30 protein-coding genes are annotated in these 23,443 nt (G+C 74.2%); 21 read left to right on the forward strand and 9 right to left on the reverse strand.

What is annotated here, in order from left to right:
- Window positions 1-3 precede the first annotated feature (3 nt).
- Together mnmA and CKY47_RS19825 are read left to right on the forward strand one after the other, a co-directional pair.
- Window positions 4-1,086 carry a tRNA 2-thiouridine(34) synthase MnmA gene (gene mnmA / locus CKY47_RS19820; RefSeq protein ID WP_306747379.1) on the forward strand — a complete coding sequence of 361 codons (1,083 nt, stop codon included), beginning with the start codon at window positions 4-6 and terminating at the stop codon, window positions 1,084-1,086.
- Window positions 1,087-1,125: 39 nt separating this feature from the next.
- Entirely contained in the window at window positions 1,126-1,476 is a 351-nt protein-coding gene (locus CKY47_RS19825; protein ID WP_306747380.1) for a hypothetical protein, read from the forward strand.
- A gap of 46 nt (window positions 1,477-1,522) precedes the next feature.
- Here the strand turns inward: CKY47_RS19825 and CKY47_RS19830 are convergent, their stop codons facing one another.
- Window positions 1,523-2,395: a serine/threonine dehydratase gene (locus tag CKY47_RS19830; RefSeq protein ID WP_306747381.1), complete on the reverse strand. Its 873-nt coding sequence runs from the start codon at window positions 2,393-2,395 to the stop codon at window positions 1,523-1,525.
- 15 nt (window positions 2,396-2,410) lie between these two features.
- Entirely contained in the window at window positions 2,411-2,917 is a 507-nt protein-coding gene (locus CKY47_RS19835; protein ID WP_306747382.1) for a DUF6584 family protein, read from the reverse strand.
- Window positions 2,918-3,080: 163 nt separating this feature from the next.
- Here CKY47_RS19835 and CKY47_RS19840 point away from each other — a divergent pair, with 163 nt between their 5' ends.
- From CKY47_RS19840 to CKY47_RS19855, 4 genes are all read left to right on the forward strand, one after another.
- Window positions 3,081-3,890 (forward strand): hypothetical protein, encoded by an 810-nt coding sequence (locus CKY47_RS19840; protein WP_306747383.1) that lies wholly within the window; start codon window positions 3,081-3,083, stop codon window positions 3,888-3,890.
- Complete coding sequence (locus tag CKY47_RS19845; protein ID WP_306747384.1) at window positions 3,887-4,132, forward strand: hypothetical protein; 246 nt, start codon at window positions 3,887-3,889, stop codon at window positions 4,130-4,132. Before CKY47_RS19840 ends, CKY47_RS19845 begins: the two co-directional genes overlap by 4 nt.
- Before the next feature lie 66 nt (window positions 4,133-4,198).
- Window positions 4,199-4,420, forward strand: a complete 222-nt coding sequence (locus CKY47_RS19850; RefSeq protein WP_306747385.1) for a hypothetical protein — start codon at window positions 4,199-4,201, stop codon at window positions 4,418-4,420.
- Complete coding sequence (locus tag CKY47_RS19855; protein ID WP_306747386.1) at window positions 4,414-4,575, forward strand: hypothetical protein; 162 nt, start codon at window positions 4,414-4,416, stop codon at window positions 4,573-4,575. Before CKY47_RS19850 ends, CKY47_RS19855 begins: the two co-directional genes overlap by 7 nt.
- On the opposite strand, the gene paaI is transcribed toward CKY47_RS19855, so the two are convergent.
- The gene (gene paaI / locus CKY47_RS19860; RefSeq protein ID WP_371320709.1) at window positions 4,535-4,933 is read right to left on the reverse strand and encodes a hydroxyphenylacetyl-CoA thioesterase PaaI; all 399 of its coding nucleotides are present in this window, start codon (window positions 4,931-4,933) and stop codon (window positions 4,535-4,537) included. The genes CKY47_RS19855 and paaI overlap by 41 nt on opposite strands.
- A 245-nt stretch (window positions 4,934-5,178) precedes the next feature.
- On the opposite strand from paaI, the gene CKY47_RS19865 reads away from it, so the two are divergent.
- The gene (locus CKY47_RS19865; RefSeq protein ID WP_306747388.1) at window positions 5,179-6,189 is read left to right on the forward strand and encodes a methionine synthase; all 1,011 of its coding nucleotides are present in this window, start codon (window positions 5,179-5,181) and stop codon (window positions 6,187-6,189) included.
- A 263-nt stretch (window positions 6,190-6,452) separates the two neighbouring features.
- Here CKY47_RS19865 and CKY47_RS19870 read toward each other — a convergent pair whose 3' ends face one another.
- Window positions 6,453-6,956: a GNAT family N-acetyltransferase gene (locus tag CKY47_RS19870; protein WP_306747389.1), complete on the reverse strand. Its 504-nt coding sequence runs from the start codon at window positions 6,954-6,956 to the stop codon at window positions 6,453-6,455.
- A gap of 10 nt (window positions 6,957-6,966) precedes the next feature.
- A complete protein-coding gene (locus CKY47_RS19875) occupies window positions 6,967-7,872 on the reverse strand; it encodes a LysR family transcriptional regulator (RefSeq protein WP_306747390.1) in 906 nt (301 codons plus the stop codon).
- Between the two features lie 72 nt (window positions 7,873-7,944).
- Here CKY47_RS19875 and CKY47_RS19880 point away from each other — a divergent pair, with 72 nt between their 5' ends.
- From CKY47_RS19880 to CKY47_RS19890, 3 genes are read left to right on the forward strand one after another with little or no spacing between them, the layout of a single operon-like run.
- Window positions 7,945-8,574, forward strand: coding sequence for a succinate dehydrogenase cytochrome b subunit (locus tag CKY47_RS19880; protein ID WP_306747391.1), 630 nt, complete (start codon window positions 7,945-7,947; stop codon window positions 8,572-8,574).
- 1 nt (window position 8,575) lies between these two features.
- Window positions 8,576-10,483, forward strand: coding sequence for a fumarate reductase/succinate dehydrogenase flavoprotein subunit (locus CKY47_RS19885; protein WP_306747392.1), 1,908 nt, complete (start codon window positions 8,576-8,578; stop codon window positions 10,481-10,483).
- On the forward strand, window positions 10,480-11,226 hold the full coding sequence (locus CKY47_RS19890) for a succinate dehydrogenase/fumarate reductase iron-sulfur subunit (RefSeq protein WP_306747393.1): 747 nt from the start codon (window positions 10,480-10,482) through the stop codon (window positions 11,224-11,226). Before CKY47_RS19885 ends, CKY47_RS19890 begins: the two co-directional genes overlap by 4 nt.
- Here CKY47_RS19890 and CKY47_RS19895 read toward each other — a convergent pair.
- Complete coding sequence (locus tag CKY47_RS19895; protein WP_371320700.1) at window positions 11,202-11,984, reverse strand: YeiH family protein; 783 nt, start codon at window positions 11,982-11,984, stop codon at window positions 11,202-11,204. The two genes, CKY47_RS19890 and CKY47_RS19895, sit on opposite strands and share 25 nt — an antisense overlap.
- A gap of 87 nt (window positions 11,985-12,071) precedes the next feature.
- On the opposite strand from CKY47_RS19895, the gene CKY47_RS19900 reads away from it, so the two are divergent.
- The 3 genes from CKY47_RS19900 to ligA are packed head-to-tail and all read left to right on the forward strand — an operon-like array spanning window position 12,072 to window position 15,833.
- Window positions 12,072-12,962: a LysR substrate-binding domain-containing protein gene (locus tag CKY47_RS19900; protein ID WP_306747394.1), complete on the forward strand. Its 891-nt coding sequence runs from the start codon at window positions 12,072-12,074 to the stop codon at window positions 12,960-12,962.
- Window positions 12,959-13,633: a hypothetical protein gene (locus tag CKY47_RS19905; RefSeq protein WP_306747395.1), complete on the forward strand. Its 675-nt coding sequence runs from the start codon at window positions 12,959-12,961 to the stop codon at window positions 13,631-13,633. The genes CKY47_RS19900 and CKY47_RS19905 overlap by 4 nt, the downstream gene beginning before the upstream one ends.
- 31 nt (window positions 13,634-13,664) lie before the next feature.
- Window positions 13,665-15,833, forward strand: a complete 2,169-nt coding sequence (ligA, locus tag CKY47_RS19910) for an NAD-dependent DNA ligase LigA (RefSeq protein WP_306747396.1) — start codon at window positions 13,665-13,667, stop codon at window positions 15,831-15,833.
- Here the strand turns inward: ligA and CKY47_RS19915 are convergent.
- Window positions 15,818-15,955, reverse strand: a complete 138-nt coding sequence (locus CKY47_RS19915; protein WP_306747397.1) for a hypothetical protein — start codon at window positions 15,953-15,955, stop codon at window positions 15,818-15,820. The genes ligA and CKY47_RS19915 overlap by 16 nt on opposite strands.
- A 147-nt stretch (window positions 15,956-16,102) precedes the next feature.
- Between CKY47_RS19915 and CKY47_RS19920 the strand changes: the two genes are divergently transcribed.
- Entirely contained in the window at window positions 16,103-16,609 is a 507-nt protein-coding gene (locus tag CKY47_RS19920) for a GNAT family N-acetyltransferase (protein WP_306747398.1), read from the forward strand.
- On the opposite strand, the gene CKY47_RS19925 is transcribed toward CKY47_RS19920, so the two are convergent.
- Window positions 16,590-17,000, reverse strand: a complete 411-nt coding sequence (locus CKY47_RS19925; protein WP_306747399.1) for an SWIM zinc finger family protein — start codon at window positions 16,998-17,000, stop codon at window positions 16,590-16,592. The genes CKY47_RS19920 and CKY47_RS19925 overlap by 20 nt on opposite strands.
- 35 nt (window positions 17,001-17,035) lie before the next feature.
- Here CKY47_RS19925 and CKY47_RS19930 point away from each other — a divergent pair, with 35 nt between their 5' ends.
- Together CKY47_RS19930 and CKY47_RS19935 are read left to right on the forward strand one after the other, a co-directional pair.
- On the forward strand, window positions 17,036-17,737 hold the full coding sequence (locus CKY47_RS19930; protein WP_306747400.1) for a 3-keto-5-aminohexanoate cleavage protein: 702 nt from the start codon (window positions 17,036-17,038) through the stop codon (window positions 17,735-17,737).
- 32 nt (window positions 17,738-17,769) lie between these two features.
- A complete protein-coding gene (locus CKY47_RS19935) occupies window positions 17,770-18,408 on the forward strand; it encodes a LysE family translocator (protein ID WP_306747401.1) in 639 nt (212 codons plus the stop codon).
- A gap of 42 nt (window positions 18,409-18,450) precedes the next feature.
- Here CKY47_RS19935 and CKY47_RS19940 read toward each other — a convergent pair whose 3' ends face one another.
- The gene (locus tag CKY47_RS19940; protein WP_306747402.1) at window positions 18,451-19,104 is read right to left on the reverse strand and encodes an ACT domain-containing protein; all 654 of its coding nucleotides are present in this window, start codon (window positions 19,102-19,104) and stop codon (window positions 18,451-18,453) included.
- A gap of 213 nt (window positions 19,105-19,317) precedes the next feature.
- On the opposite strand from CKY47_RS19940, the gene gatC reads away from it, so the two are divergent.
- The 5 genes from gatC to CKY47_RS19965 all read left to right on the forward strand — a co-directional run bounded on the left by gatC (window position 19,318) and on the right by CKY47_RS19965 (window position 23,388).
- Complete coding sequence (gatC, locus tag CKY47_RS19945; RefSeq protein WP_015804727.1) at window positions 19,318-19,617, forward strand: Asp-tRNA(Asn)/Glu-tRNA(Gln) amidotransferase subunit GatC; 300 nt, start codon at window positions 19,318-19,320, stop codon at window positions 19,615-19,617.
- Window positions 19,614-21,131: an Asp-tRNA(Asn)/Glu-tRNA(Gln) amidotransferase subunit GatA gene (gene gatA, locus CKY47_RS19950; protein WP_306747403.1), complete on the forward strand. Its 1,518-nt coding sequence runs from the start codon at window positions 19,614-19,616 to the stop codon at window positions 21,129-21,131. Before gatC ends, gatA begins: the two co-directional genes overlap by 4 nt.
- On the forward strand, window positions 21,128-21,319 hold the full coding sequence (locus CKY47_RS19955; protein WP_306747404.1) for a hypothetical protein: 192 nt from the start codon (window positions 21,128-21,130) through the stop codon (window positions 21,317-21,319). The genes gatA and CKY47_RS19955 overlap by 4 nt, the downstream gene beginning before the upstream one ends.
- Window positions 21,316-22,821: an Asp-tRNA(Asn)/Glu-tRNA(Gln) amidotransferase subunit GatB gene (gene gatB, locus CKY47_RS19960; protein WP_306747405.1), complete on the forward strand. Its 1,506-nt coding sequence runs from the start codon at window positions 21,316-21,318 to the stop codon at window positions 22,819-22,821. Before CKY47_RS19955 ends, gatB begins: the two co-directional genes overlap by 4 nt.
- Before the next feature lie 327 nt (window positions 22,822-23,148).
- A complete protein-coding gene (locus tag CKY47_RS19965) occupies window positions 23,149-23,388 on the forward strand; it encodes a hypothetical protein (protein WP_306747406.1) in 240 nt (79 codons plus the stop codon).
- Window positions 23,389-23,443 lie beyond the last annotated feature (55 nt).

Consider the following 23,443-nt stretch of genomic DNA (forward strand, 5'->3'; position numbering starts at 1 on the left):
GGGATGCGGGTGCTGGCGGCGATGAGCGGCGGTGTGGATTCCGCCGTGGCCGCGGCGCGTGCGGTGGAGGCCGGGCACGACGTGACCGGCGTGCACCTGGCGCTGTCCGCGAAGCCGGGCACGCTGCGCACCGGCGCGCGCGGCTGCTGCACGGTCGAGGACGCCCGGGACGCGCGGCGCGCGGCGGACGTGCTCGGCATCCCGTTCTACGTCTGGGACTTCGCGGAGCGGTTCACCGAGGACGTGGTGGACGACTTCGTCGCCGAGTACGCGGCGGGCCGCACGCCCAACCCGTGCCTGCGGTGCAACGAGAAGATCAAGTTCGAGGCGCTGCTGGACAAGGCGGTCGCGCTCGGCTTCGACGCGGTGTGCACCGGCCACTACGCGCGGCTGTCCGCGGTGGGCGGCGAGGTGGAGCTGCGCCGGTCCGCCGACGACGGCAAGGACCAGTCCTACGTGCTGGCGTCGCTGACCCGCGAGCAGCTGTCGCACGCGCTGTTCCCGCTCGGCGGTTCGACCAAGACCGAGGTGCGCGCCGAGGCAGCCGCGCGCGGGTTGCAGGTCGCCGAGAAGCCCGACAGCCACGACATCTGCTTCATCCCCGACGGCGACACCCGCGGCTTCCTCACCCGCAAGCTCGGCGAGCAGCCCGGCGTGCTGGTGGACGACGAGACCGGCGCGGTGCTCGGCCGGCACGTCGGCGTGCACGAGTTCACCGTCGGCCAGCGCAAGGGCCTCGGCATCGACGCGCCGGCGCCGGACGGCAGGCCGCGGTACGTGCTGTCGCTGGAGCCCGTGAGCGGCACCGTGCGGGTCGGTTCGGCGGAGAGGCTCCAGGTCACCGAGATCGTGGCGACGCGGCCCGTGACGCGGGCGCGGTTCGACGGCCCGGTGGAGTGCGTGGCGCAGGTGCGCGCGCACGGCGGCCTCGCGCCCGCGGTCGCGGAAATCGTCGACGGCGAGTTGGTGGTCCGCCTGCGGGAGCCGCTGAGCGGCGTCGCCCCTGGTCAGGCCGTCGCGGTGTACCGGGAGGACGCCGCGGGCGACCTCGTGCTGGCGAGCGCGACCATCAGGTCGACGCGCTGAGCCGGGGATTTTGTCGGTGCGATTTGGGACACTGGTCGGGTGTCGCATGACAACGCACGACGACGCCAGTCGCTGGCGGACGTCGAACAACGGGTCGGTGTGCTGGGGAGCAAGGTCGACCACCCGTCCGCGCAGCGCCTCACGGTCGAGCAGCACGAGCGGCTGAGGGCCGAGGTCCGGACGGTGCAGTGGGTCGCTCGTGAACGCCGGCACCGGGTGGAGTGGGCGACCGTGCTGGCTCGCGTCGAGGCGCTGGTCGAGCGGGTCGACCGGATGGTGCCGGTGGTCGAGGTCGACGTGCCGGCTCAGGCGCGGGGAGCGGGGCCCAGGGTCGCGCGTCCGCGCGAGGCCGACGACGTGCCGGTGTCCTGGCGGTGGCGGGAGGAGTAGCGACCCGTCCCGGCCCCCGGTGCGGGGGTCCGGGACGGGGTTCCCGTCAGGGCGTCCAGTCGGTGTTCGCGCCGCACAGCACGACGCACGCCAGCTCACCCGGCACGCGCCCGGCCAGCCACGCGGCGAACGGCACGGCGGCGGCCGGTTCCACGGCCAACCGGAACTCCTCCCACAACCGGTCGCGGGCGGCCAGCAGCTCGGCGTCCGACACCAGCACCGGGCGCACGTCGTGCGCCCGCAGCACCTCGAACGGGATTTCACCCACCCGGGTGGCCCCGAGGGCGGATGCGGCCACCGAGGCGACCTCCGAGTCGACGGGCTCGCCGGCCGCCAGGGCGCGGTGCAGCGCGCAGCAGCGCTCCGGCTCGACGGCCACCGTCGGCAGCCCCGAGCCCAGTGCCGTGCCCGCCGCCAGACCACCGCCGCCGACGGCCACCGCGATGACGTCCACGTCCGGGTCGTCCTGCACGACCTCGGCCGCCACAGTGCCCTGACCAGCCACGACGTCCGGCGAGTCGTACGCCTCCAAGTAGAAGCCCGGCGTCTCGCGCGCGGCCAGCACCGCTTCCGCGTAGGTGTCCCCGTGCCGGATGAGCTTCGCGCCGGCCGCCTCGATGCGCCGCACCTTGCCCTCCGGCGCGCTCACCGGCACGAACACGGTGGCGGGCACGCCGAGCAGCCGCGCGGCCTCCGCCACGCCCAGGCCGTGGTTGCCGCCCGACGCCGTGACCACACGTTCGGGTGAACCTGCGGTGAGCAGGGCGTTCACCGCGCCGCGCAGCTTGAACGAGCCGGTGAGCTGGAGGTGTTCGAGCTTGAGGACGAGCGGCCGGCCGTCGACCTCGACGCGCCACTGGGGCGTGCGGCGGACGTGCGGTCGGATGCGGTCGGCGGCGGCGGAGACGTCGGGGTTCATGCCACCAGGATGCGCTCAGCCGGTGGACCACCTGTAGGCCCAGATGACGAGCGTCACCACCCCGACGACGAAGCACAGCAGCACCACCACGAGGCCGAGCAGCACGAGCGCGTTCGTCGCCCACGACGAGTCGCGGTCCTCGGTCACCAGCAGCTCGGCGCGCAGCTGCGCGCCGGCCGCGCTCTGGAGCGCCACCAGCCGGTCGCGCGCGGTCCCCGTCGTCGCGGCGGCCTCGCCGCCCACCCAGTTCATCGCGGTCAGCCGGGCCAGCGGCGTGCGGTAGGCGCGCTCGAACGCGGCGACCTCGGCCTCGTCGCGCTCCTCGGCCAGGTAGCTCCACCGCCCGGCCTGGGCGGGGTCGCCCAGCAGCCGGTACACCCCGGCGAGGCGGTCGCGCAGGTCGAGCCGGTCCGGGTAGCTCGTCACGAGCCCGACCAGCCGCTGCCGTGCCCGCAGCACGCTCGCCAGGTCGCCCCGCTCGACCTCCTCGGCCACCCTGCGCAGCGTCCGCTCGACCGGCATGACGCACATCGTCCCAGTGGGCGCAACCGTAGGATCGCCCGGTGATCACGCTGTCGGTGGTGACCTCCGGCCTGGCCTGTGGCTCGGGCTCTACCTGTTGGCGCGCGACCCCCGCTAGGCCCTGCTCCGGCGCGCCTCGGTCGGGTTGCCGGCCTACGCCGCCGTGATCGCGCTCCCGCTGCCGCCGGTGGCGCTGGCCGTGCCGGCCGTGGCGTGGACCGGGGCGGTGGTGTGCCGGCTGCCCGCCCGCTACGACCGGTGGTGGCGCTGGAGCGCCGTGCCGCTGCTGGTGGCCGCCTGGTTCGCGCCCGTCGTGGTGCTCGTGCCGCTGGCCGCGTCGCTGGCGCTGTGCCTGCGCACCCGGCGCGCGCTGCTCGGCGCGGTGACCGCGCTGTTCGGCCTGAGCTGCGGCGCGCTGCCGCTCGACGTGCTGCCGAGGGCGCTGGTGGTCGCCTCGGCGGGCGTGGACCTGCTGCTGTTCGGGGTGCTCGTGGCGGTGGCGGACGCGTTCGACGAGGGCGAGGCGATCCGGGGCGACATGCTGCGCTCGCTGCTCGCCTCGGCCGGTCTCGCGGCGGTGTTCGGCGGGCAGGTGGCGTTGTTCCTGGACGACCGGCTGGTGCCGCTGCTGTACGGCACGGTCGCCGCCGCGATCGCCGTGCAGGTGCTGGCGAACCCGCTGGCGCTGCTGGCCGACCGGGTCACCGTGCCCGCGGTGGCGGCCGGGCGGGCCGAGCTGCGCGAGGCCGTCGACTCGCTGCCGAAGCGCCCGCCGCTGGAGGTGCCGGCCGACTTCGCGAAGCTCGTCCGCCGCGCGCTGAGCCACTACGGCGACCTCGGCAAGCTCGTCGCCAGCCCGCTGGTGGACCTGCCGGTGATCGACGCCCGGCTGGCCGCGCGCGGCGCCCCGGACAACCCGCTGGAACGCGCGGCCGAGTTGAAGTCGCTGCTGCTGGAGGGCATTCCCGGTTGAAACCGCGTGACGGCGAATTCGGCACCAGCGACGAGTGGCGGCACTACAACGCGCTCTGCTTCTACTACGTCGTCGGAATCCGCCCCTACAGCAGGCGCACCAAGCGCGAGGACCTCGACCCGGTCGGCCGCCGGGCGCTCGCGTGGTTCGTGGACCAGGTGCCGGAGCGGACCCTGCACAACTGGCAGAACGCGGGGGCCAGGCTGGTGGCCGAAGACCTGTCCGCGCAGGTCGCGCCCTGAGAACCGGCAGGAGTCGGCAGTGTTCGGCATACCGCCGGCAGTGCCCCGGGCTGCAGTGTCGACGCCATGACGACCACCGCTGTGCGCAATGACGACCTGCTCCGCTTCGCGCTGAAGCTCGACGGCGTCGCCTCGGGCGCGCTGGGCCTGTCGGCCCTTGTCCTCGACGTCGACCACGGATTGCCGCGCGGCCTCGCGAGCGGGCTCGGCGTTTCCTCGTGGGTTACGGGATCGGCGTTTTCCTGCTCGGCACGCGGCCCGTGCGGCCACTGGTCGCGGTCGTGGTGATCGGCAACCTGGTGTGGGTGGTGGACAGCCTGCTGGTCGCGTTCGCCGGCTGGTTCCCGCTGACCGGCCCCGGTCTGTTCCTGGTACTGGCCCAGGTGGCGGCCGTGGCCGGGTTCATCGCCCTCCAGGTGCTGGGTCTGCGGCGCTCGGCCTGAGCGTCCGGCTCCGGCCGCGGAACTCCGCGACCACCTCGTCGCCCCGGCGCACGGTGATGTCGTAGATGCCGCTGCGGCCGAACCGCACCCGCTCCACCGCCTCCGCCACCAGTTCGTCGCCGGCCCGGACCGGCGCGAGGAAGTCGATCTCCGCCTGCGCCGCCACGGTCACCGCGCCGTGGCGGTTGCACGCGCAGGCGAAGGCGGTGTCGGCGAGCAGGAACACGTACCCGCCGTGCCCGATGCCGTGCCCGTTGATCATGCGTTCGGTGACCACCATGGCCACCCGGGCCGTGCCGTCGCCCAGCTCCAGCGCCCGGATGCCGAGAGCCTGCGAGGCGGGGTCGTTGGCGAGCATCTCCGCGGGGTCCATGGCAGCACCCTAAGGTCCGCCGGCCGGGGTGGGAGTGGTGTGAGGACGTGGGGCGCGGCACGCCCCCACACCACGGTCGTGGCGGTGTCGTCGCAACTGTCGGCACCGACAAGGTGACGGTATGTGGTCTGCACCACGACGTCAATGGGTCTAGACCTTTTGTGGCTCGTGCGGTGCGCACGCGGTCCTCGGGCGGGTGGTCCCGCGGCGGTCGGTGGGAGACTGTGCCGGTGGACGCCCTCCCCTGGACCGCCGGTACCGCCACCGGCCTCGGCTCGCTGCCCGGAACCGACCCGCTGGAAGCGTCGCGGATCGTTCTCGGCGAGCTGCCCGAACTTCCCCACCTGCCCGAACTCCCCACGCGCGGCGTCGGCGCGGACGTGATCGGCCGCACCGCCGGGCTGCTGGTCGACCTGCCCGTCGAGGTGGTCCCGTCCGGCTACCGGGTCGCCGCGCACCCCGGCCGCGACCACCGGCGTGCGGTGGACCTGATGCGCCGCGACCTCGACGCGTTCGAGGAGGCCGCCGACCCCGCCCCGCCCCGGCTGGTCAAGGTGCAGGCCGCCGGGCCGTGGACGCTGACGGCCAACGTCGAGCTGGTGCGCGGGCACCGCGTGCTCACCGACCGGGGCGCGCTGCGCGAGTTCACCGCGTCGCTCGTCGAAGGGCTGAACCGGCACGTCGCCGAGGTCGCCAGGCGGACCGGGGCGACGGTGCTCGTGCAGCTGGACGAACCGTCGCTGCCCGCCGTGCTGCGCGGCCTGTTGCCGACGCCGTCCAAGCTCGGCACGGTGGCCGCGGTGCCCGAACCCGACGCGCTCGCCCTGCTCCAGGGCGTCGTCGAGGGCGTCGAGGCGGACGTGGTCCTGCACTGCTGCGCCCCGAACCCGCCGATCGGGCTGCTGCGCCGGACGGGTGCGAAGGCGGTCTCGTTCGACGTCACCGCGCTCCAGGAGTCGCTGTGGGACGAGGTCGGCGAGGCGTGGGAGGAGAAGACCCAGCTGTTCCTCGGCGTCACGCCGAGCACCGATCCGGCCTCGCCGCCGACCCTGAAGTCGCTCGCGCGGCCCGTGCTCGACCTGGTCGACCGGCTCGGCTTCCCGCGCGACGTCCTGGGCACCCACGCCGTGCCGACGCCGACGTGCGGCCTGTCCGGGGCGAGTGCGACCTGGGCGCGGCGGGCGCTGTCGCTGACCCGCGACCTGGGCAAGGCGTTCGTGGAACCCCCCGAAACCTGGTGACCCGCGAGTCGTAAGCCCATCCCGCGCGAGTCGTAAGTTCAGGCTCGGTGAGTCGTAGGTTCAAGTTCGGCCAACCGCGACTCGCGGGGCACGGGCTTACGACTCGCGGGGCACGGGCTTACGACTCGCGGGGCACGGACTTGCGACTCGCGGGGCACGGGCTTACGACTCGCGGGGCACGGACTTGCGACTCGCGGGGCACGGGCTTGCGACTCGCGCGGGATGGGCTTACGACTCGCGCGGGATGGGCTTACGACTCGCGGTCAGAGGTGGGTGAAGGGGGTGGCGTAGCGGAACTCGCCGCGCAGGGTGGGGACGTGGGTGGTCAGGGGGCGGGCCTGGAAGTGGGGGGCCCACTCGGGCACGGGTGGGGTGACGCCCAGGTCCGCGGCCGGGCGGAAGCCGAAGCGGGAGTAGTAGGCGGGGTCGCCCAGCAGGACCACCAGCGGTTCGCCCAGGCCGTCGGCCGCGCCCAGGACGGTGTGCACGAGGGCCTTGCCCACACCGGCGCGCTGCCGGTCCGGGCGCACGCTCAGCGGACCCAGGCCCAGCGCGGGGGCCCCGCCCACGGTGGCGCGCGTGCACACGACGTGCCCGACCACCTCGCCGTCCAGTTCGGCCACCAGGGACAGGGCCGGAATCCAGCCGGAGTCCCGGCGCAGCTCGTCCACCAGCCACGCCTCGCCGCCCGGCCGGGCGGCGAAGGCGGCCTCGGTCACGGCCCGGATGACGTCCACGTCGGCGGGGGTCTCGCGTCGGATCAGCACGCGGCGCAGCCTACGGCTCCACCAGGTGCACGCCCGGGGGCATTTCCGCGCCGCGCAGGAAGCCCAGCAGGACCGAGCGGAACGCCCGGCCGGCCGACGTGGGGGCCACGTCGGTGCGGTGCGCCAGGGCGACCGTGCGGGTGGTGCTCGGCGCGAGCGGCGTGGCGTGCAGCGACCGCGTGGCCAGCACCGTGGACGGCACGATGGCCACGCCCAACCCCACCTCCACGAACCGCAGCACGGCGTCCATCTCGCCGCCCTCCACCGCGAACGACGGCTCGAACCCGGCCTGGCGGCACGCGGCCAGCGTCGTCTCCCGCAGGTCGTACCCGGCCCGGAACATCACGAGCGGGTGCTCGCGCAGGTCCGCCAGGCGCATCCGGGTCACGCCGAGCGGCTCGGCGGACGCGACCACCAGGTCCTCGCGCAGCACCGGCACCACGGTCAGCGCCCGGTCGGCGTCCGCGGGCGACACGATGACCAGCGCCAGGTCCAGGTCGCCGACCTCCAGCGCGGCCACCAGGTCGCGCGACCCGCCCTCGGTCACCGCGACCCGGATGCCGGGGTGCGCGTCGTGGAAGCGCTTGATCACGTCGGCGAACAGGCTGCCGCACAGGCTCGGCGTCGCGCCCACGCGCACCCGGCCGCGCCGCAGCCCCACCAGTTCCGCCACCTCCAGCCGCGCGGTGTCCACATCGGACAGGATGCGGTTCGCCACCGGCAGCAGCGCCTCGCCGGCGGGGGTGAGGGCGATGTTGCCCCGCGCCCGGCTGAACAGCTCCGCCCCGAGCTCCTTCTCCAGCGCGTGGATCTGCTTGGACAGTGAGGGCTGCGCCACACGCACCTCCTCGGCGGCGCGGGTGAAGTGCCGCGTCCTGGCCACTGCCAGGAAGTACGCGAGCTGCGTGAGCGTCATAGCCACAGGCTATCGTCTCGTACTCCACGATGTATTGGACGACTCGTCGCACCTCTTCCTACCGTCCTCGGGGTGGACACGATCCGGCTCTACCGCACCACCGTCGGCAAGAAGGCCGTCATGGCGGTCACCGGCGCCGTGCTGCTGCTGTACGTCGTCGCGCACATGGTCGGCAACCTCGCGATCTTCGCCGGGCCCGAGGCGATCGACGGCTACGGCCGGTGGCTGCGCGGGATCGGCGCCGTGTGGCCGACGCGGGTGGCCCTGCTCGCCGCCGTGGCGCTGCACTTCACCGCCGCCCACCAGCTCGCCGCCCGCGCCCGGAGGGCCCGCGGTCGCTACGAGCACCGGCGGCGCGTGCAGGGGAGCTACGCGGCCCGCACCATGCGCTGGGGCGGGGTGGTGATCGCGCTGTTCGTCGTCTACCACCTGCTCGACCTCACCGCCGGGTGGCTCAACCCGCACGGCGTCGCCGGCGAGATCCACGCCAACGTCGTCGCGGACTTCCGGCACTGGTACGTCGTGCTCGCCTACACCGTCGCCGTGCTCGCCCTCGGCCTGCACATCCGCCACGGCGTGTGGAGCGCCACGCAGACGCTGGGGGTCACCACGTCGCGCGTGGCCGGCCTCGGCGTGGCCGTGGTGGTCTGCGCCGGCTTCCTGTCCGTCCCGTTCGCCGTCGTCACCGGGTTGGTGGGCTGACATGCACTTCACCGAGGGTTCCCCGATCACCGACCAGCGCGTCCCCGACGGGCCGATCGAGTCGCGCTGGGACCGCCGCCGCTTCTCCGCGCGGCTGGTCAACCCGGCGAACCGCCGCAACCGCTCCGTCATCGTCGTCGGCACCGGCCTGGCCGGCGGGTCCGCCGCGGCGACCCTGGGCGAGCTGGGCTACCGGGTCACGTCGTTCTGCTACCAGGACAGCCCGCGCCGGGCGCACAGCATCGCCGCGCAGGGCGGCATCAACGCGGCCAAGAACTACCGCAACGACGGCGACAGCGTGCACCGGCTGTTCCACGACACCGTCAAGGGCGGCGACTTCCGCTCCCGCGAGTCCAACGTGCACCGGCTGGCGCAGGTCAGCACCGCGATCATCGACCAGTGCGTGGCGCAGGGCGTGCCGTTCGCCCGCGAGTACGGCGGCCTGCTCGACACCCGCTCGTTCGGCGGGGCGCAGGTGTCGCGCACCTTCTACGCCCGAGGCCAGACCGGGCAGCAGCTGCTGCTGGGCGCCTACCAGGCGATGGAGCGGCAGGTCGCGGCCGGGCGGGTGCAGGTGCACCCGCGCACCGAGATGCTCGACCTCGTCGTGGTGGACGGCCGGGCGCGCGGCGTCGTGGTCAGGTCCCTGGTCACGGGCGAGGTGTCGACGCACTTCGCGGACGCCGTCGTGCTCGCCACCGGCGGCTACGGCAACGTGTTCCACCTGTCCACCAACGCCAAGGGCTGCAACGCCACCGCGATCTGGCGGGCGCACCGGCGGGGCGCGCTGTTCGCGAACCCGTGCTTCACCCAGATCCACCCCACGTGCATCCCGGTCAGCGGCGAGCACCAGTCGAAGCTGACCCTGATGAGCGAGTCGCTGCGCAACGACGGTCGCGTGTGGGTGCCGCGCGACCCGCACGACCGGCGCGCGCCGAACGACGTCCCGGAGGACGCGCGCGACTACTTCCTGGAGCGCATGTACCCGAGCTTCGGCAACCTCGTGCCGCGCGACATCGCCTCCCGCGCGGCCAAGAACATCTCCGACGAGAAGCGCGGCGTGTACCTCGACTTCGCCGACGCGATCGGGCGGCTGGGGCGGGGCGTGGTCGAGCAGCGCTACGGCAACCTGTTCGAGATGTACCAGCGCATCACCGGCGACGACCCGTACCGGTCGCCGATGCGCATCTACCCGGCCGTGCACTACACGATGGGCGGCCTGTGGGTGGACTACGACCTGAGGTCGAACATCCCCGGCCTGTACGTGATCGGCGAGGCGAACTTCTCCGACCACGGCGCCAACCGGCTGGGCGCCAGCGCGTTGATGCAGGGTCTCGCGGACGGCTACTTCGTGCTGCCGGGCGTCGTCGGCGACTACCTGGCCGACGCGCCGTTCGAGCCCGTCGAGGGCCGCCGCGAGGTCGCCGACACCGAGTCCGAGGTGCGCGGCCGGCTCACGACGCTGCTGGCCGTGGACGGCCGGCGCACCGCCGAGTCGTTCCACCGCGAGCTGGGCCGGCTGATGTGGGACGAGTGCGGCATGGAGCGCGACGGGGCCGGGCTGCGCAAGGCCCTGGAGCGCATCCCCGAGCTGCGCGAGGAGTTCTGGCACGACGTGAAGGTGCCCGGCGGCCGGGACTTCAACCAGGAGCTGGAGAAGGCCGGCCGGGTGGCCGACTTCTTCGAGCTGGCCGAGCTGATGTGCGTCGACGCCCTGCACCGCGCCGAGTCCTGCGGCGGCCACTTCCGCACCGAGTCGCAGACCCCGGACGGCGAGGCGCTGCGCGACGACGCGAACTTCGCCCACGTCGCCGCCTGGGAGTGGACGGGCGTCGGCACACCGCCGGTGCTGCACAGGGAACAGCTGGTGTTCGAGCACGTCACGCCGTCGACGAGGAGCTACTCGTGAAGCTGACCCTGCGGATCTGGCGGCAGCGCGGTGCGACCGGGCGGCTGGTCGAGTACCCGGTCGACGGGCTGTCGCCGGACATGTCCTTCCTGGAAGCGCTCGACGTGCTCAACGAGCGGTTGACCACGGCCGGGGAGGAGCCGGTCGCGTTCGACCACGACTGCCGCGAGGGCATCTGCGGCGCGTGCGGGTTGATGATCGACGGGGTGGCGCACGGGCCGCAGCGGGCGACCACGGCGTGCCAGCTGCACCTGCGGCACTTCCGCGACGGCGACGTGGTGACCGTGGAGCCGTGGCGGGCCGAGCCGTTCCCGGTGGTGCGGGACCTGGTGGTGGACCGGTCGGCGCTCGACCGGATCGTGGCGTCCGGCGGGTACGTGGGCGTGCCGACCGGGTCCGCGCCCGACGCGCACGCCACCCCCGTGCCGAAGCCGGACGCGGACACCGCGTTCGAGGCGGCGGCGTGCATCGGGTGCGGCGCGTGCGTGGCGGCGTGCCCGAACGGGTCGGCGATGCTGTTCACCGCCGCCAAGGCGACGCACCTGGGCGTGCTGCCGCAGGGGCAGCCGGAGCGGTGGTCGCGGGCGCGGGACATGGTGGCCGAGCACGACGCGGAGGGCTTCGGCGGCTGCACGAACACCGGCGAGTGCACGGCGGCGTGCCCCAAGGGCATCCCGCTGACCACGATCGCCCGCCTCAACGCCGACCTGCTGCGCGCTCACACCAGCCGCAGCGACAGGTAGCCCGTCCCGCACACCAGCAGCGTCGACAGCAGGCCCAGCACCAGCGGGCGCGGGCCGAGGCGCAGCAGGGCGCGCGGCCGGACGGCCGTGCCGAGGCCGAACAGGGCGGCGGCGAGCAGGACCGTCGTCGCCGTCCGGGCGACGCCCAGCACCGGCTCGGGCACGAGCGGGGCCACCAGCGCCGCCGCCGCGAACCCGAGCAGGAAGACGGGCACGCCGCGCCGCCCGCCCAGGCCCGCCACGATCGGCGCCAGCAGCGCCACCCGGCCGAGCTTGACCGCCATGGCCGTCGCCAGCCCGCCCGCGGGCGCGGCGGCGGCCACCTGCGCCACCTCGTGCACGCTCAGCCCGGTCCACTGCGCGGACGCGCCGAGCAGCGGCAGCGCGACCATCGCGAGGCTGCCGTAGAGGGTGACCAGGGCGACGCTCGCGGCCACGTGCTCGTCCTCGCGCTCGACCACGCCCTCCACGGCGGCGATGGCCGACGCGCCGCAGATGGAGAAGCCGCTCGCCACCAGCACGGTCAACCCGCGGGGCAGGCCCAGGCGCGCGCCCAGCCACAGCGTGCCCAGGAACGTGACGCCGACCGTCACCACGACCGCGACCAGCACGCCCGGTCCGAGGGACAGCAGCAGCGGCACGGACAGCTGGAGGCCGAGCAGGACGACGCCGGCGCGCAGCAGCCGCCGGGTCCACGTCGACAGGTCGGGCACCCGGCCGCCCACGAGCACACCCAGCACCACCGCGGCGATCAGCACCCGCCCACCGTGCGCCCTGCCGGGGCCCGCCGGTAGGCGGCAACCCGCTCTGTGCTCATACCCTGGGGCTATGACCTCGGACCCGCGATGACCCCCGACCTGGGCTCGCTGCGCCTGCTGGTGCTGGTGGGCGAGCTGGGCAGCCTGGGGCGGGCGGCCGAGCGGCTCGGCGTCGCGCAGCCCTCGGCGAGCAAGCGCCTGGCCACGCTGGAGCGCGCGCTGGGGCTGGTGCTGGTGGACCGGGGGCGGCGCGGGTCGGTGCTCACGCCGGCGGGCGTGGTCGTCGGCGAACGGGCGCGGCGCGTGCTGGACGAGGTCTCCGGGCTGCTGGAGGGCGCGGAGGCGCTGCGGTCGGCGCGGGAGGCCGGGCTGCGGGTCGCGGCGAGCATGACGGTGGCCGAGCACCTCGCACCCGGCTGGATCGCCGAGCTGCGGCGGCACCGACCCGAGCTGCGGGTGGGGCTGCGGGTGACGAACTCGGAGACCGTGGTCGGGCTGGTGCGCGACGGCGCGGTGGACGTCGGGTTCGTCGAGGCGCCCGGCGCGCTGGCGGGGCTGTCGACGCGACGGGTGGCGGTGGACCGGCTGGCCCTGGTGGTGGCGCCCGGCCACCCGTGGGCGCGACGGCGGCGCGAGCTGACGGCGGCGGAGCTGGCGACCGTCCCCCTGGTGGTGCGCGAGCGCGGTTCGGGGACGCGGGACACCCTCGACCGCGCGCTGCCGGACGCCTGCCCGCCCGCGCTGGAACTGGGGTCCACCACGGCCGTGCGCGGCGCGGTGGTCGCCGGGGTCGCGCCGGCCGTGCTGAGCGTCCTCGCGGTGGGGCTGGACCTGGCCGACGGGCGGCTCGTGGAGGTGCCGGTGGCCCTGGACCTGCGGCGAGTGCTGCGGGCCGTGTGGCCGGGTGGACGGCGGCTGGTGGGACCCGCCGCGGAACTCCTCGCCGCGGCGACCCGCCGTAGTTCAATGGGGCCATGAGCTGGTTCCGCCGCCGACGCCCCGCCCAGCCCCGGCCCGAACCCCCGGCGGGGGGCGCGCCCGCGCACCTGCCGAACCCGCGGGAGGCGGCGGTCGCGTTCTGGACGGGTTGGTCCGACCTGCTGCCGACGGTCAGCGCGGCGCTCGGCGACGGCGAACCGCACCGCGTGGAGGGCGGGATCGGGGCGCTCGTCGCCGACCTGCACCCGGACCTGCACTTCTCCCTCGAACGCGGGCACCGCGCGATCTACGCGCTGGTCGTCACCGGCCAGGAGGACCCGAGGCTGCGGCCGTGGACGGACGCGTGGATGGCCGCCGCGCCCACCGAGGACATGATCTGGGAGTACCACGACTCGGTGCCGCCGGTGCCCGACCCGACCAAGGTGACGATCAACCTGGGAGCTCGTCGCATCGCGCTCGCCGACGTGCGGGTCGTCGCCCGGGTGGCCGACGGGCTCGTGGACGTCGCCGTGTACCACCCGGAGTTCGCCGCCCTGGACGACGACGCCCGGCGGACCATGACGTTCCTCCCCCTGGACGTCACGCTCGGTGAGCGCCTGGCCGGTGAACGACTCGGCCGGGTGGAGACCGCGTCCACCGAACCGGAGGGCACGATCGACCTGCTGGAACTGCGCGACCTCGTCCGCGCGATGATCGGGGACGGCGGCTGAAACCGTCGGACCCCCTCGTTAGCATCATGCCGTGACCAGCAGCGACGCGGTGGACGAGAGCCAGCAGCCGGCCGAGGGCGCGGAGGACGTGCCCGCCGCCGCGCGGGAGGCGCACGCCGCCCTGGCCGAGGTGGTGCGGGGGCACCAGTTCGACTACTACGTCAAGGACGCGCCGACGATCAGCGACGGCGAGTTCGACGCGCTGCTGCGCGAGCTGGAGGCCATGGAGCGGGTCCACCCGGGCCTCGCCACGCCCGACTCGCCCACGCAGCGGGTCGGCGGCACGTTCTCGACCGAGTTCACCGCGGTCGACCACCTGGAGCGGATGCTCAGCCTCGACAACGTGTTCTCCCTCGACGAGCTGCGCGGGTGGTTCGAGCGGGTCGAGAAGGAGGTCGGCGCGGGCGTCCACTACCTGTGCGAGCTGAAGATCGACGGCCTGGCGGTCAACCTGCTCTACGAGCACGGCAGGCTGGTCCGCGCCCTCACCCGCGGTGACGGCCGCACCGGCGAGGACGTGACCCTCAACGCGCGCACGCTGGGGGACGTGCCGGAGGTGCTGACCGGCACCGACGAGCACCCGGTGCCCGCGCTGGTCGAGGTGCGCGGCGAGGTGTTCTTCGCCGTGGAGGACTTCCTGGAGCTCAACGCCACGCTCGTGGAGGCGGGCAAGCCGCCGTTCGCGAACCCCCGCAACACCGCCGCGGGCTCGCTGCGGCAGAAGGACCCGAAGGTCACCGCGTCCCGGCGGCTGCGGCTGATCTGCCACGGCCTGGGCAAGCGGGAGGGCTTCGAGCTGACCCGCCAGTCCGACGCGTACGAGGCGCTGCGCGCGTGGGGCCTGCCGGTGTCGTCGCACACGAAGGTGTTGACCTCGTTCGACGACGTCGCCGAGCACGTCGACTACTGGGGCGGGCACCGGCACGACGCCGTGCACGAGATCGACGGCGTGGTCGTCAAGGTCGACGAGGTGTCGGTGCAGCGCCGCCTGGGCAGCACGTCCCGCGCGCCGCGCTGGGCCATCGCGTTCAAGTACCCGCCGGAGGAGGCCACCACCACGCTCCTCGACATCAAGGTGCAGGTGGGCCGCACCGGCCGGGTCACGCCGTACGCGGTGATGGAGCCGGTGAAGGTCGCCGGGTCCACGGTCGCCCGCGCCACCCTGCACAACGCGAGCGAGGTCAAGCGCAAGGGCGTGCTGATCGGCGACCGCATCGTCATCCGCAAGGCGGGCGACGTGATCCCCGAGGTGCTCGGCCCGGTGGTCGAGGCCCGGCCCGACGACGCGCGCGAGTTCGAGATGCCGGCGACGTGCCCGGAGTGCGGCCACGCGCTGCGCCCCATGAAGGAGGGCGACGTCGACATCCGCTGCCCCAACGCGGCGCGCTGCCCGGGGCAGCTGCGGGAGCGCCTGGCCTACCTGGGGTCCCGGTCCGCGCTCGACGTCGAGGTGCTCGGCTACGAGGCCGCCGCGGCCCTGGTCGAGTCGCCCCACTACGGCGACGAGGGCGACCTGTTCGACCTCGACGCCGACAAGCTGCTCGGCGTCGACCTGTTCCGGACCCTCCACGGCGAGCCGACCGCCAACGCGCTCAAGCTGCTCGACAACCTGGAGGCGGCCAAGCGGCGTCCCCTGTGGAGGGTGCTGGTGGCGCTGTCGATCCGCCACGTGGGCCCGACGGCGGCGCGGGCGCTGGCCCGCGAGTTCGGCTCGCTGGACCGCATCGCGTCGGCGTCGGAGGAGGAGCTGGCGGCGGCCGGGGGCGTGGGCCCGACCATCGCCGCCGCCGTCCGCGAGTGGGTCGGCACCCCGTGGCGGCAGGAGGTCGTGGCGAAGTGGCGCGCGGCGGGCGTCCGGTTGGCGGAGGAGCGCGACACGTCGGTCCCGCGCACCCTGGAGGGCCTGTCGATCGTGGTCACCGGCTCGCTGGAGACGTTCTCGCGCGACGAGGCCAAGGAGGCGATCCTGTCGCGCGGTGGCAAGGCGGCGGGCGCGGTGTCGAAGAAGACGGCGTTCGTGGTGGTCGGCGAGTCGCCGGGGTCGAAGGCGGAGAAGGCCGTGCAGCTGAAGGTGCCCGTGCTGGACGAGGCGGGCTTCCGGGTCCTGCTGGAGCGGGGCCCCGAAGCCGCCGCGGCCGTGGCCGTCGTCGAGGAGCCCCCCGCGGAATCCCCCGACGAGGGCGGTCAGGCCGGTTCGTAGACCGGGACGTGCTGCCCGCTGCCCCCGGTGGAGGGGCGGCCGTCCCGCGACTCGTGGCGGGCCGCCGGGCGCAGGCCGTCCGCGAGGACCTCGCGTCGGGATGCCCGGGGGAGCGTTCGCACCAGTCGCCATGTCCTCCGGGCAGGCGTTCCGGACCTTCCGGAAGGGCGGTGGCCGCGGGTGACATCGCGGTCGGACCTTGATCGCAGCACCACCCGCGCAGTTGTCTGGGTGGGGATCGGGGAGTCGCCGAGGTGGAGGGGTGCCAGATGGCCGACGTCGTGGTGAGGCCGGCGAGGGAAGACGAGTGGGCGGCGGCGGGCGAGGTCACCGTGGCCGCCTACCGGGTCGACCGGCACGTCGACAGCCACACCGGCGGGTACGCCGACGTGCTGGTCGACGCGCGGACCCGGGCCGCGCAAGCGGAGCTGCTGGTGGCGGTGGACGTGGCGGACACGGTGCTGGGCACGGTCACCGTGGTGCGGCCCGGCACCCCGTACGCCGAGGTCAGCCGGCCGGGCGAGGTCGAGTTCCGGATGCTCGCGGTGAGCCCCGGCGCGCGCGGGCGGGGCGTCGGGGAGGCACTGGTGCTGGCGGTCGTCGCGCGGGCGCGGGAGCTGGGCGCGCGGCGGCTGGTGATGAGCAGCTCCGAGCGGATGCTCACCGCGCACCGCCTCTACCGGCGGCTGGGGTTCCGGCGGCTGCCCGAGCGCGACTGGCTGCCGGTGCCCGGCACGGACGTCGTGGCGTGCGCGTTCAGCCTCGAACTCGCATGACGGCGTCGTACAGCGCCCGGTCGGCGCAGGCGCGCTCGTAGAGCAGCTCGACCAGCTCGGCGTGCTCCAGCTCGCCCAGCCGGGCGCGCAGCTCCGCGTCCTCCGCGTCCGGCGGCGGCACGGTGAGGCCGCGGTCGAGCAGCACCAGGCCGACCGCGACGCAGTGCTTGCAGAAGAACCCCTGCGCCCCGTACGGGCACGAGCAGGAGCCCGTCAGGTGGGTGTCCTCCCAGGCCAGCGACACCCGGTAGGCGTCGGCGCCGACGACGGTCGCGTCCACGTGCCGCGAGCGCACGACCAGGTCCACCACGGAGTCCCGGTAGGTCAACCCGCGCCAGTACGACTTGGCTCCCGCGTGGTGTCGGAGCAGGGCCGGGGTGAGCGTCCGCATGGCGGTATCCAACACCGTGCGGTTGAGTGGGTCGCGTGCTACAGGCCTGTCTGAACGGCGCCCGCCGGCCGGGCGCCCACCCGAGCCTGCCGATCACCCCGCAGCAGCTGGCCGCGGACGCCGCGGCGTGCGCCGAGCTGGGCGTGGCGGCGTTCCACCTCCACCCGCGCGACGTGGTGGGGCTGGAGGTCCTGGCGGGACCCGAGGTCGCCACGGCGGTGGCGGTGGTGCGCGCCGCCGTGCCGGGCGCGGAGATCGGCGTGACGACGGGCGCGTGGATCGTGCCCGACCCGGTGCGGCGGGCCGAGCTGGTGCGCGGCTGGGCGGGACTGGCGGCGGGCCGCCCGGACGTGGCGTCGGTCAACGTCCACGAGGAGGGCTGGCGGGAGACCGCCGCCGCCCTGCGCGACGCGGGCGTCGGCGTCGAGCTGGGCGTGTTCCACGAGGACGCGGCGCGCACCCTGCTCGACGCGGGCCTGCCACCGGGTGCGGTCCGGGTGCTGGCCGAGGTGCGGCCGGGGGGCACCACCGACGACGCCGAGCGCCTGCTCGACCTGCTGGCGCCGCTCGGCGCGCCGCTGCTGCTGCACGGCGAGGACGGCAGCGCGTGGCCGGTGCTGGACCTGGCGCTCTCCCGCGGGCTGGACACCCGCGTCGGCCTGGAGGACACCCTGCTGGGTCGCGGCGGCGAGACGGGCCTGACGAACGCGCGACTGGTCGCCCAGGCGCGCGGGTAAAACGGCTTGGCGTCGCCGCCTAGCCTGGGCCCGTGGTGTCCACCGACCGGTTGCCGGCCTTCGCGGCCCTGTCGTCCGCGCTGATCCTCGTGCCGGGGCCCAGCGTGCTGTTCGTCATCGGGCGGGCCCTGGCACAGGGCCGCCGAGCGGCGCTGATCACCGTCGTCGGCAACACCCTGGGCGCGTACCTGCTGGTGGTGGCGGTGGCGTTCGGGGTGGGCGCGGTCGTGGAGCGCTCGGTGGTCGTGTTCACCGCGCTGAAGCTCGCGGGCGCCGCCTACCTGGTGCACCTGGGCGTGCGGGCGGTGCGGCGGCGGGGCGGGCTGACGGCCTCGTCCGCCGGCGTCGCCGCCGCACGCGGTGGCCTGCGCACGCTGTGGGAGGGGTTCGCGGTCGGCGTGGCCAACCCCAAGACCGTGGTGTTCTTCGCCGCCGTGCTGCCGCAGTTCGTCGACCCGGCGCGCGGGCACGTGGTGGGCCAGGTGCTGCTGCTCGGCCTGGTGTTCAACCTCATCGCGGTGGTCTCGGACAGCGCGTGGGGACTCGCCGCGGGCACCGCGCGGAACTGGTTCGCCCGATCACCCCGGCGGCTCGCGGCGGTCGGCGGGGTCGGCGGGGTGACGATGATCGGACTGGGCGTCGCGGTCGCCGTCTCCGGCAGGGAGGGCTGACCCGGTCCGGCTCGTTCCGGCCGGGACTCGGCCCGGCCCGGCTCAGTCCGGCAGCACGACGGACACGATGCCCGCCAGGTGCGCCAGGCGGGCCACCTCGGCCGCGCGGAACATCGGACCGCCCGGTCTGCCCACCAGCAGCACGCGGTCCGGCTTGCCCAGCGGCGTGGCGGCCAGCTCGGTGCCCAGCTCGCGCCACGTCTCGGGCACCCAGTCGTCGTCGCCGTCGAGCACCGTCGCCCGCGCCAGCGGCATCCACGGCTGCGCCTCCAGGCGGGTCTCCGGCGCGGCCGACGACGAGGTCAACCGGTGCACCTTCGCGCCGTCCCACGACACCACCACGGCCCACCCGGCCCGGATGATCTTCGGGACGCCCTCGGTGAAGACCTCCAGCCCGTGCTTGGGGTCCTCGGCGACCTCCTCGACCAGCTCCAGCTCGCGGTGGGTGTCCAGCACCCCCGCGTACGGCCGGACCGCGTCCACCTCGACACCGTCGATGGACTCGGCCGCCGTGATCAGCACGTCCGGCAGCCGCCCGGAGGGCAGCTCGACCACCAGGTCGTCGATGGCCAGGCCCGCGCCGCGCTCCACCACGTCCACGCTCAGTATGTCGGCCCCGATGTGGCCGAGCGCGGTGGCGACCGCGCCCAGCGCGCCGGGACGGTCCGGGAGCTGGACCCGGATCAGGAAGGACACGGTGCACGCCTCCAGAGCAGGTGGTGGTACTTGCCGACCGGTGATTCTCGCAGACGCGGCTTCGCTTTCGGACCCACCGGCCGCGTTGCGCACCGGTAAAATCGCGCACCCCCGCGCGCGGGAGCGGACAACCCGGTACGAGGTCGCCCTGACCAGCCAATAGACTCGGTGGGTCCAAAATCCGAGAAAACCAGACCCCCGGGGGTTGACGAGGTGCCGAGCATCTCCCGCGACGAGGTCGCGCACCTGGCCCGACTGGCGAGGCTCGCCGTCACCGACGACGAGCTCGACCTGTTCGCGGGCCAGTTGGACGTGATCCTCCAGTCGGTTGCCACGGTCGGCGACATCGCCACCGCGGACATCCCGCCCACGTCGCACGCCGTCCCGCTGACCAACGTGTTCCGCGAGGACGTGGTGCGTCCCAGCCTCGGTCAGCAGCAGGCGCTCGCCGGCGCCCCCGCCGCCGAGGAAGGCCGCTTCCGCGTTCCCCGAATCCTGGGTGAGGAAGCATGAGCAAGGACTTGATCCGCAGCACCGCGGCCGAGCTCGCCGCGAGGATCGCGGGCCGCGAGGTCTCCGCCGTCGAGGTGGCGCAGGCCCACCTCGACCGGATCGGCGAGGTCGACGGCGCGGTGCACGCGTTCCTGCACGTCGACACCGAGGGCGCGCTGGCCGCCGCGAAGAAGGTGGACGACGCCGTCGCCGCCGGTGAGGCCGTCGGCCCGCTGGCCGGTGTGCCGCTGGCCCTGAAGGACGTCTTCACCACCGAGGGCGTGCCGACCACGGTCGGCTCCAGGATGCTCGAGGGCTGGTTGCCGCCCTACGACGCCACGGTCACCCGCCGCCTCAAGGAGGCGGGCGTGGTGATCCTCGGCAAGACCAACATGGACGAGTTCGCGATGGGCTCCTCCACCGAGAACTCCGCCTACGGGCCGACCCGCAACCCGTGGGACCTCGACCGCATCCCCGGCGGCTCCGGCGGCGGTTCGGCGGCGGCCCTGGCCGCGTTCGAGGCCCCGCTGTCGATCGGCACGGACACCGGCGGCTCGATCCGCCAGCCCGGCGCGGTGACCGGCACGGTCGGCGTGAAGCCCACCTACGGCGGCGTGTCGCGCTACGGCCTCGTGGCGTTCTCCTCGTCGCTGGACCAGGCCGGCCCGTGCGCCCGCACGGTGCTGGACGCGGCCCTGCTGCACGAGGTCATCGCCGGTCACGACCCGCTGGACTCCACCTCGATCGACGCGCCGGTCCCACCGGTGGTGGCGGCGGCCCGCGAGGGCGCGAACGGCGACCTGTCCGGCGTGCGCGTCGGCGTGGTCACCCAGTTCGCCGGCGAGGGCTACCAGCCGGGCGTGCTGCGCAGCTTCGAGGCGGCCGTGGCGCGGCTCAAGCAGCTCGGCGCGGAGGTCGTCGAGGTCTCCTGCCCGAGCTTCGACTACGCGCTGCCCGCGTACTACCTGATCGCGCCCAGCGAGGCGTCGTCCAACCTGGCCCGCTTCGACGCCATGCGCTACGGCATCCGGGTGGGCGACGACGGCACCCGCAGCGCCGAGGAGGTCATGTCGCTGACCCGCGAGGCCGGGTTCGGCCCCGAGGTGAAGCGCCGCATCATGATCGGCACGTACGCGCTGTCGTCGGGCTACTACGACGCGTACTACGGGTCGGCGCAGAAGGTGCGCACCCTGATCTCGCGGGACTTCGAGGCGGCGTTCGCGACCGTCGACGTGCTGGTGTCGCCGACCACGCCCACCACGGCGTTCCGGATCGGCGAGCGCACCGGCGACCCGATGGCGATGTACCGGGCCGACCTGTGCACGATCCCCGCCAACCTGGCGGGCAACGCGGCCATGAGCGTCCCGAGTGGACTGTCCGACGAGGACGGGCTGCCGGTGGGCCTCCAGATCATGGCCCCGGCGCTGCAGGACCACCGGATGTACCGGGTGGCGGCGGCCTACGAGGTGGCGCGGGACGCGGCGGACGGCTCGCCGCTGATCCTGGGCGCGCCGGAACCGGCGGGTGCGCGGTGAAGAAGGCACGGGTGGTCCTGTCGCTGGTCGGTGCCGCGGGCGCCGCGACCAGCGCGTTCTCCACGTTGAAGTCGGCCCGCGGCAAGGGCGACAAGCTGGCGCTGGCCAACGCGGCGGCGAGCGTCCTGGTGGCCATCACCGGTGCGGCGCTGGCCGTGCGCGGGCTGCGGAAGGGCGGGAAGGCATGACGTCGGTCGACGAGCTGATGGACTACGCCGAGGTCGTCGAGCGCTACGACCCGGTGCTGGGGTTGGAGGTGCACGTCGAGCTGCACACCAACACCAAGATGTTCTGCGGGTGCGCCAACGCGTTCGGCGGCGAACCCAACACGAACGTGTGCCCGGTGTGCCTGGGCCTGCCCGGCGCGCTGCCGGTGGTCAACGCCACCGCGATCGAGTCGGCCATCCGCATCGGCCTCGCGCTGAACTGCGAGATCGCCGAGTGGTGCCGGTTCGCCCGGAAGAACTACTTCTACCCGGACATGCCGAAGAACTTCCAGACCTCGCAGTACGACGAGCCGATCGCGTTCAACGGCTGGCTCGACGTGGCGCTGGACGACGGCGAGGTCGTGCGGGTCGAGATCGAGCGCGCCCACATGGAGGAGGACACCGGCAAGTCGCTGCACGTCGGTGGCGCGACCGGCCGCATCCACGGCGCCGAGCACTCGCTGCTGGACTACAACCGCGCGGGCGTGCCGCTGATCGAGATCGTCACCAAGATGATCCCGGGCACCGGTGAGCGGGCGCCCGAGGTGGCGCGCGCGTACGTGACGGCGCTGCGGGACCTGCTCAAGGCGCTCGACGTGTCGGACGTCCGGATGGACCAGGGCTCGCTGCGGTGCGACGCGAACGTGTCGCTCTCGCCGAAGACCACGGGCGAGCTGGGCACGCGCACCGAGACGAAGAACGTGAACTCGCTGCGCAGCGTCGAGCGGGCCGTGCGGTTCGAGATGACCCGCCAGGCGGCGGTGCTCGCGAACGGCGGCTCGGTCACCCAGGAGACCCGCCACTTCGACGAGTCGACGGGCAGCACCTCGCCGGGGCGCAAGAAGGAGACCGCGGAGGACTACCGGTACTTCCCGGAGCCCGACCTGGTGCCGGTCGCGCCGTCGCGCGAGTGGGTCGAGGAGCTGCGCGGGACGCTGCCGGAGCTGCCGTGGGAGCGCCGCAAGCGCGTCCAGCGGGAGTGGGGCCTCACCGACCCGGAGCTGCGCGACCTGGTGAACACCGGTGCGCTGGACCTGGTGGCGGCCACCGTCGAGGCGGGCGCGACGTCGGCCGAGGCCCGGTCGTGGTGGGTGTCGTACCTGCCGCAGCAGGCCAACGGCCGCGGTGTCGAGCTGTCCGGGCTGGCCATCACGCCGGCGCAGGTGGCGCGGGTCGTGGCGATGGTCAACTCCGGCGAGCTGACCAACAAGATGGCCCGCGAGGTCGTCGTCGGCGTCCTGGACGGCGAGGGCGGGCCGGACGCGGTCGTCGAGGCGCGCGGCCTGAAGGTCGTGTCCGACGACTCCGCGCTGGAGAAGGCGGTCGACGAGGCGCTGGCCGCGCAGCCGGACGTGGCGGCGAAGATCCGCGACGGCAAGGTCGCCGCGGCGGGCGCGATCGTCGGCGCGGTGATGAAGGCGACGAAGGGCCAGGCGGACGCCAAGCGCGTGCGGGAGCTCGTCGTCGCCCGCTGCTCCCAGTAGTCCGTCCGGGTGGGGGCGGTGCCGTCGGGCGCCGCCCCCACCGGCGTTCCCGGGGTCCGGCGCGGTCCCCTTATTGCGGACTCACAGTGCATGCAGCCTGTGAACACATTCGTCCGTTCGAGTGGTAACGAAGCTCAACTGAGGACGCCGTTGCTGGTCATCGCGGTGTCGGAAGTGATCTTGGTAGCGCTTAGTGAGATTTCCTCTTGTGCATGCGTCCGTCTGTGTAAGGCTTGCCACCGTTCGGACGGCGGTCGGGGAGGTCGCCACCGGACGATCACCCGCCGTAGGTGCCCGGAAGGGCCCGTTGTAGGGGAGGACGACGTCATGGCTGGAACCGATCCGAAGCTCGTCGCGGAGATCGACGCGATCGAGGACGACATGGTCGACGCGACGACCGACGTGGTGGCACCCGAGGTCGGCCTCGGTGCCGGCGGTGGCCTCGGCACGGGCGGCGGCGGTCTGCCGAAGCCCACCGGCGGCCCCTACAAGCCCGGCAGCGAGCCGCTGCCCACGCCCCAGGGCGGCCCGTACAAGCCCGGCAGCGAGCCGGCGGCCGCCGTCTAGCGGACACCCGGTGACACGTGGCGGGCACCGCCGACGCCGAGTCGGCGGTGCCCGC

This window comes from Saccharothrix longispora, from assembly GCF_030852425.1.
In the GTDB taxonomy this organism is placed as follows: Bacteria; Actinomycetota; Actinomycetes; order Mycobacteriales; family Pseudonocardiaceae; genus Actinosynnema; species Actinosynnema longispora.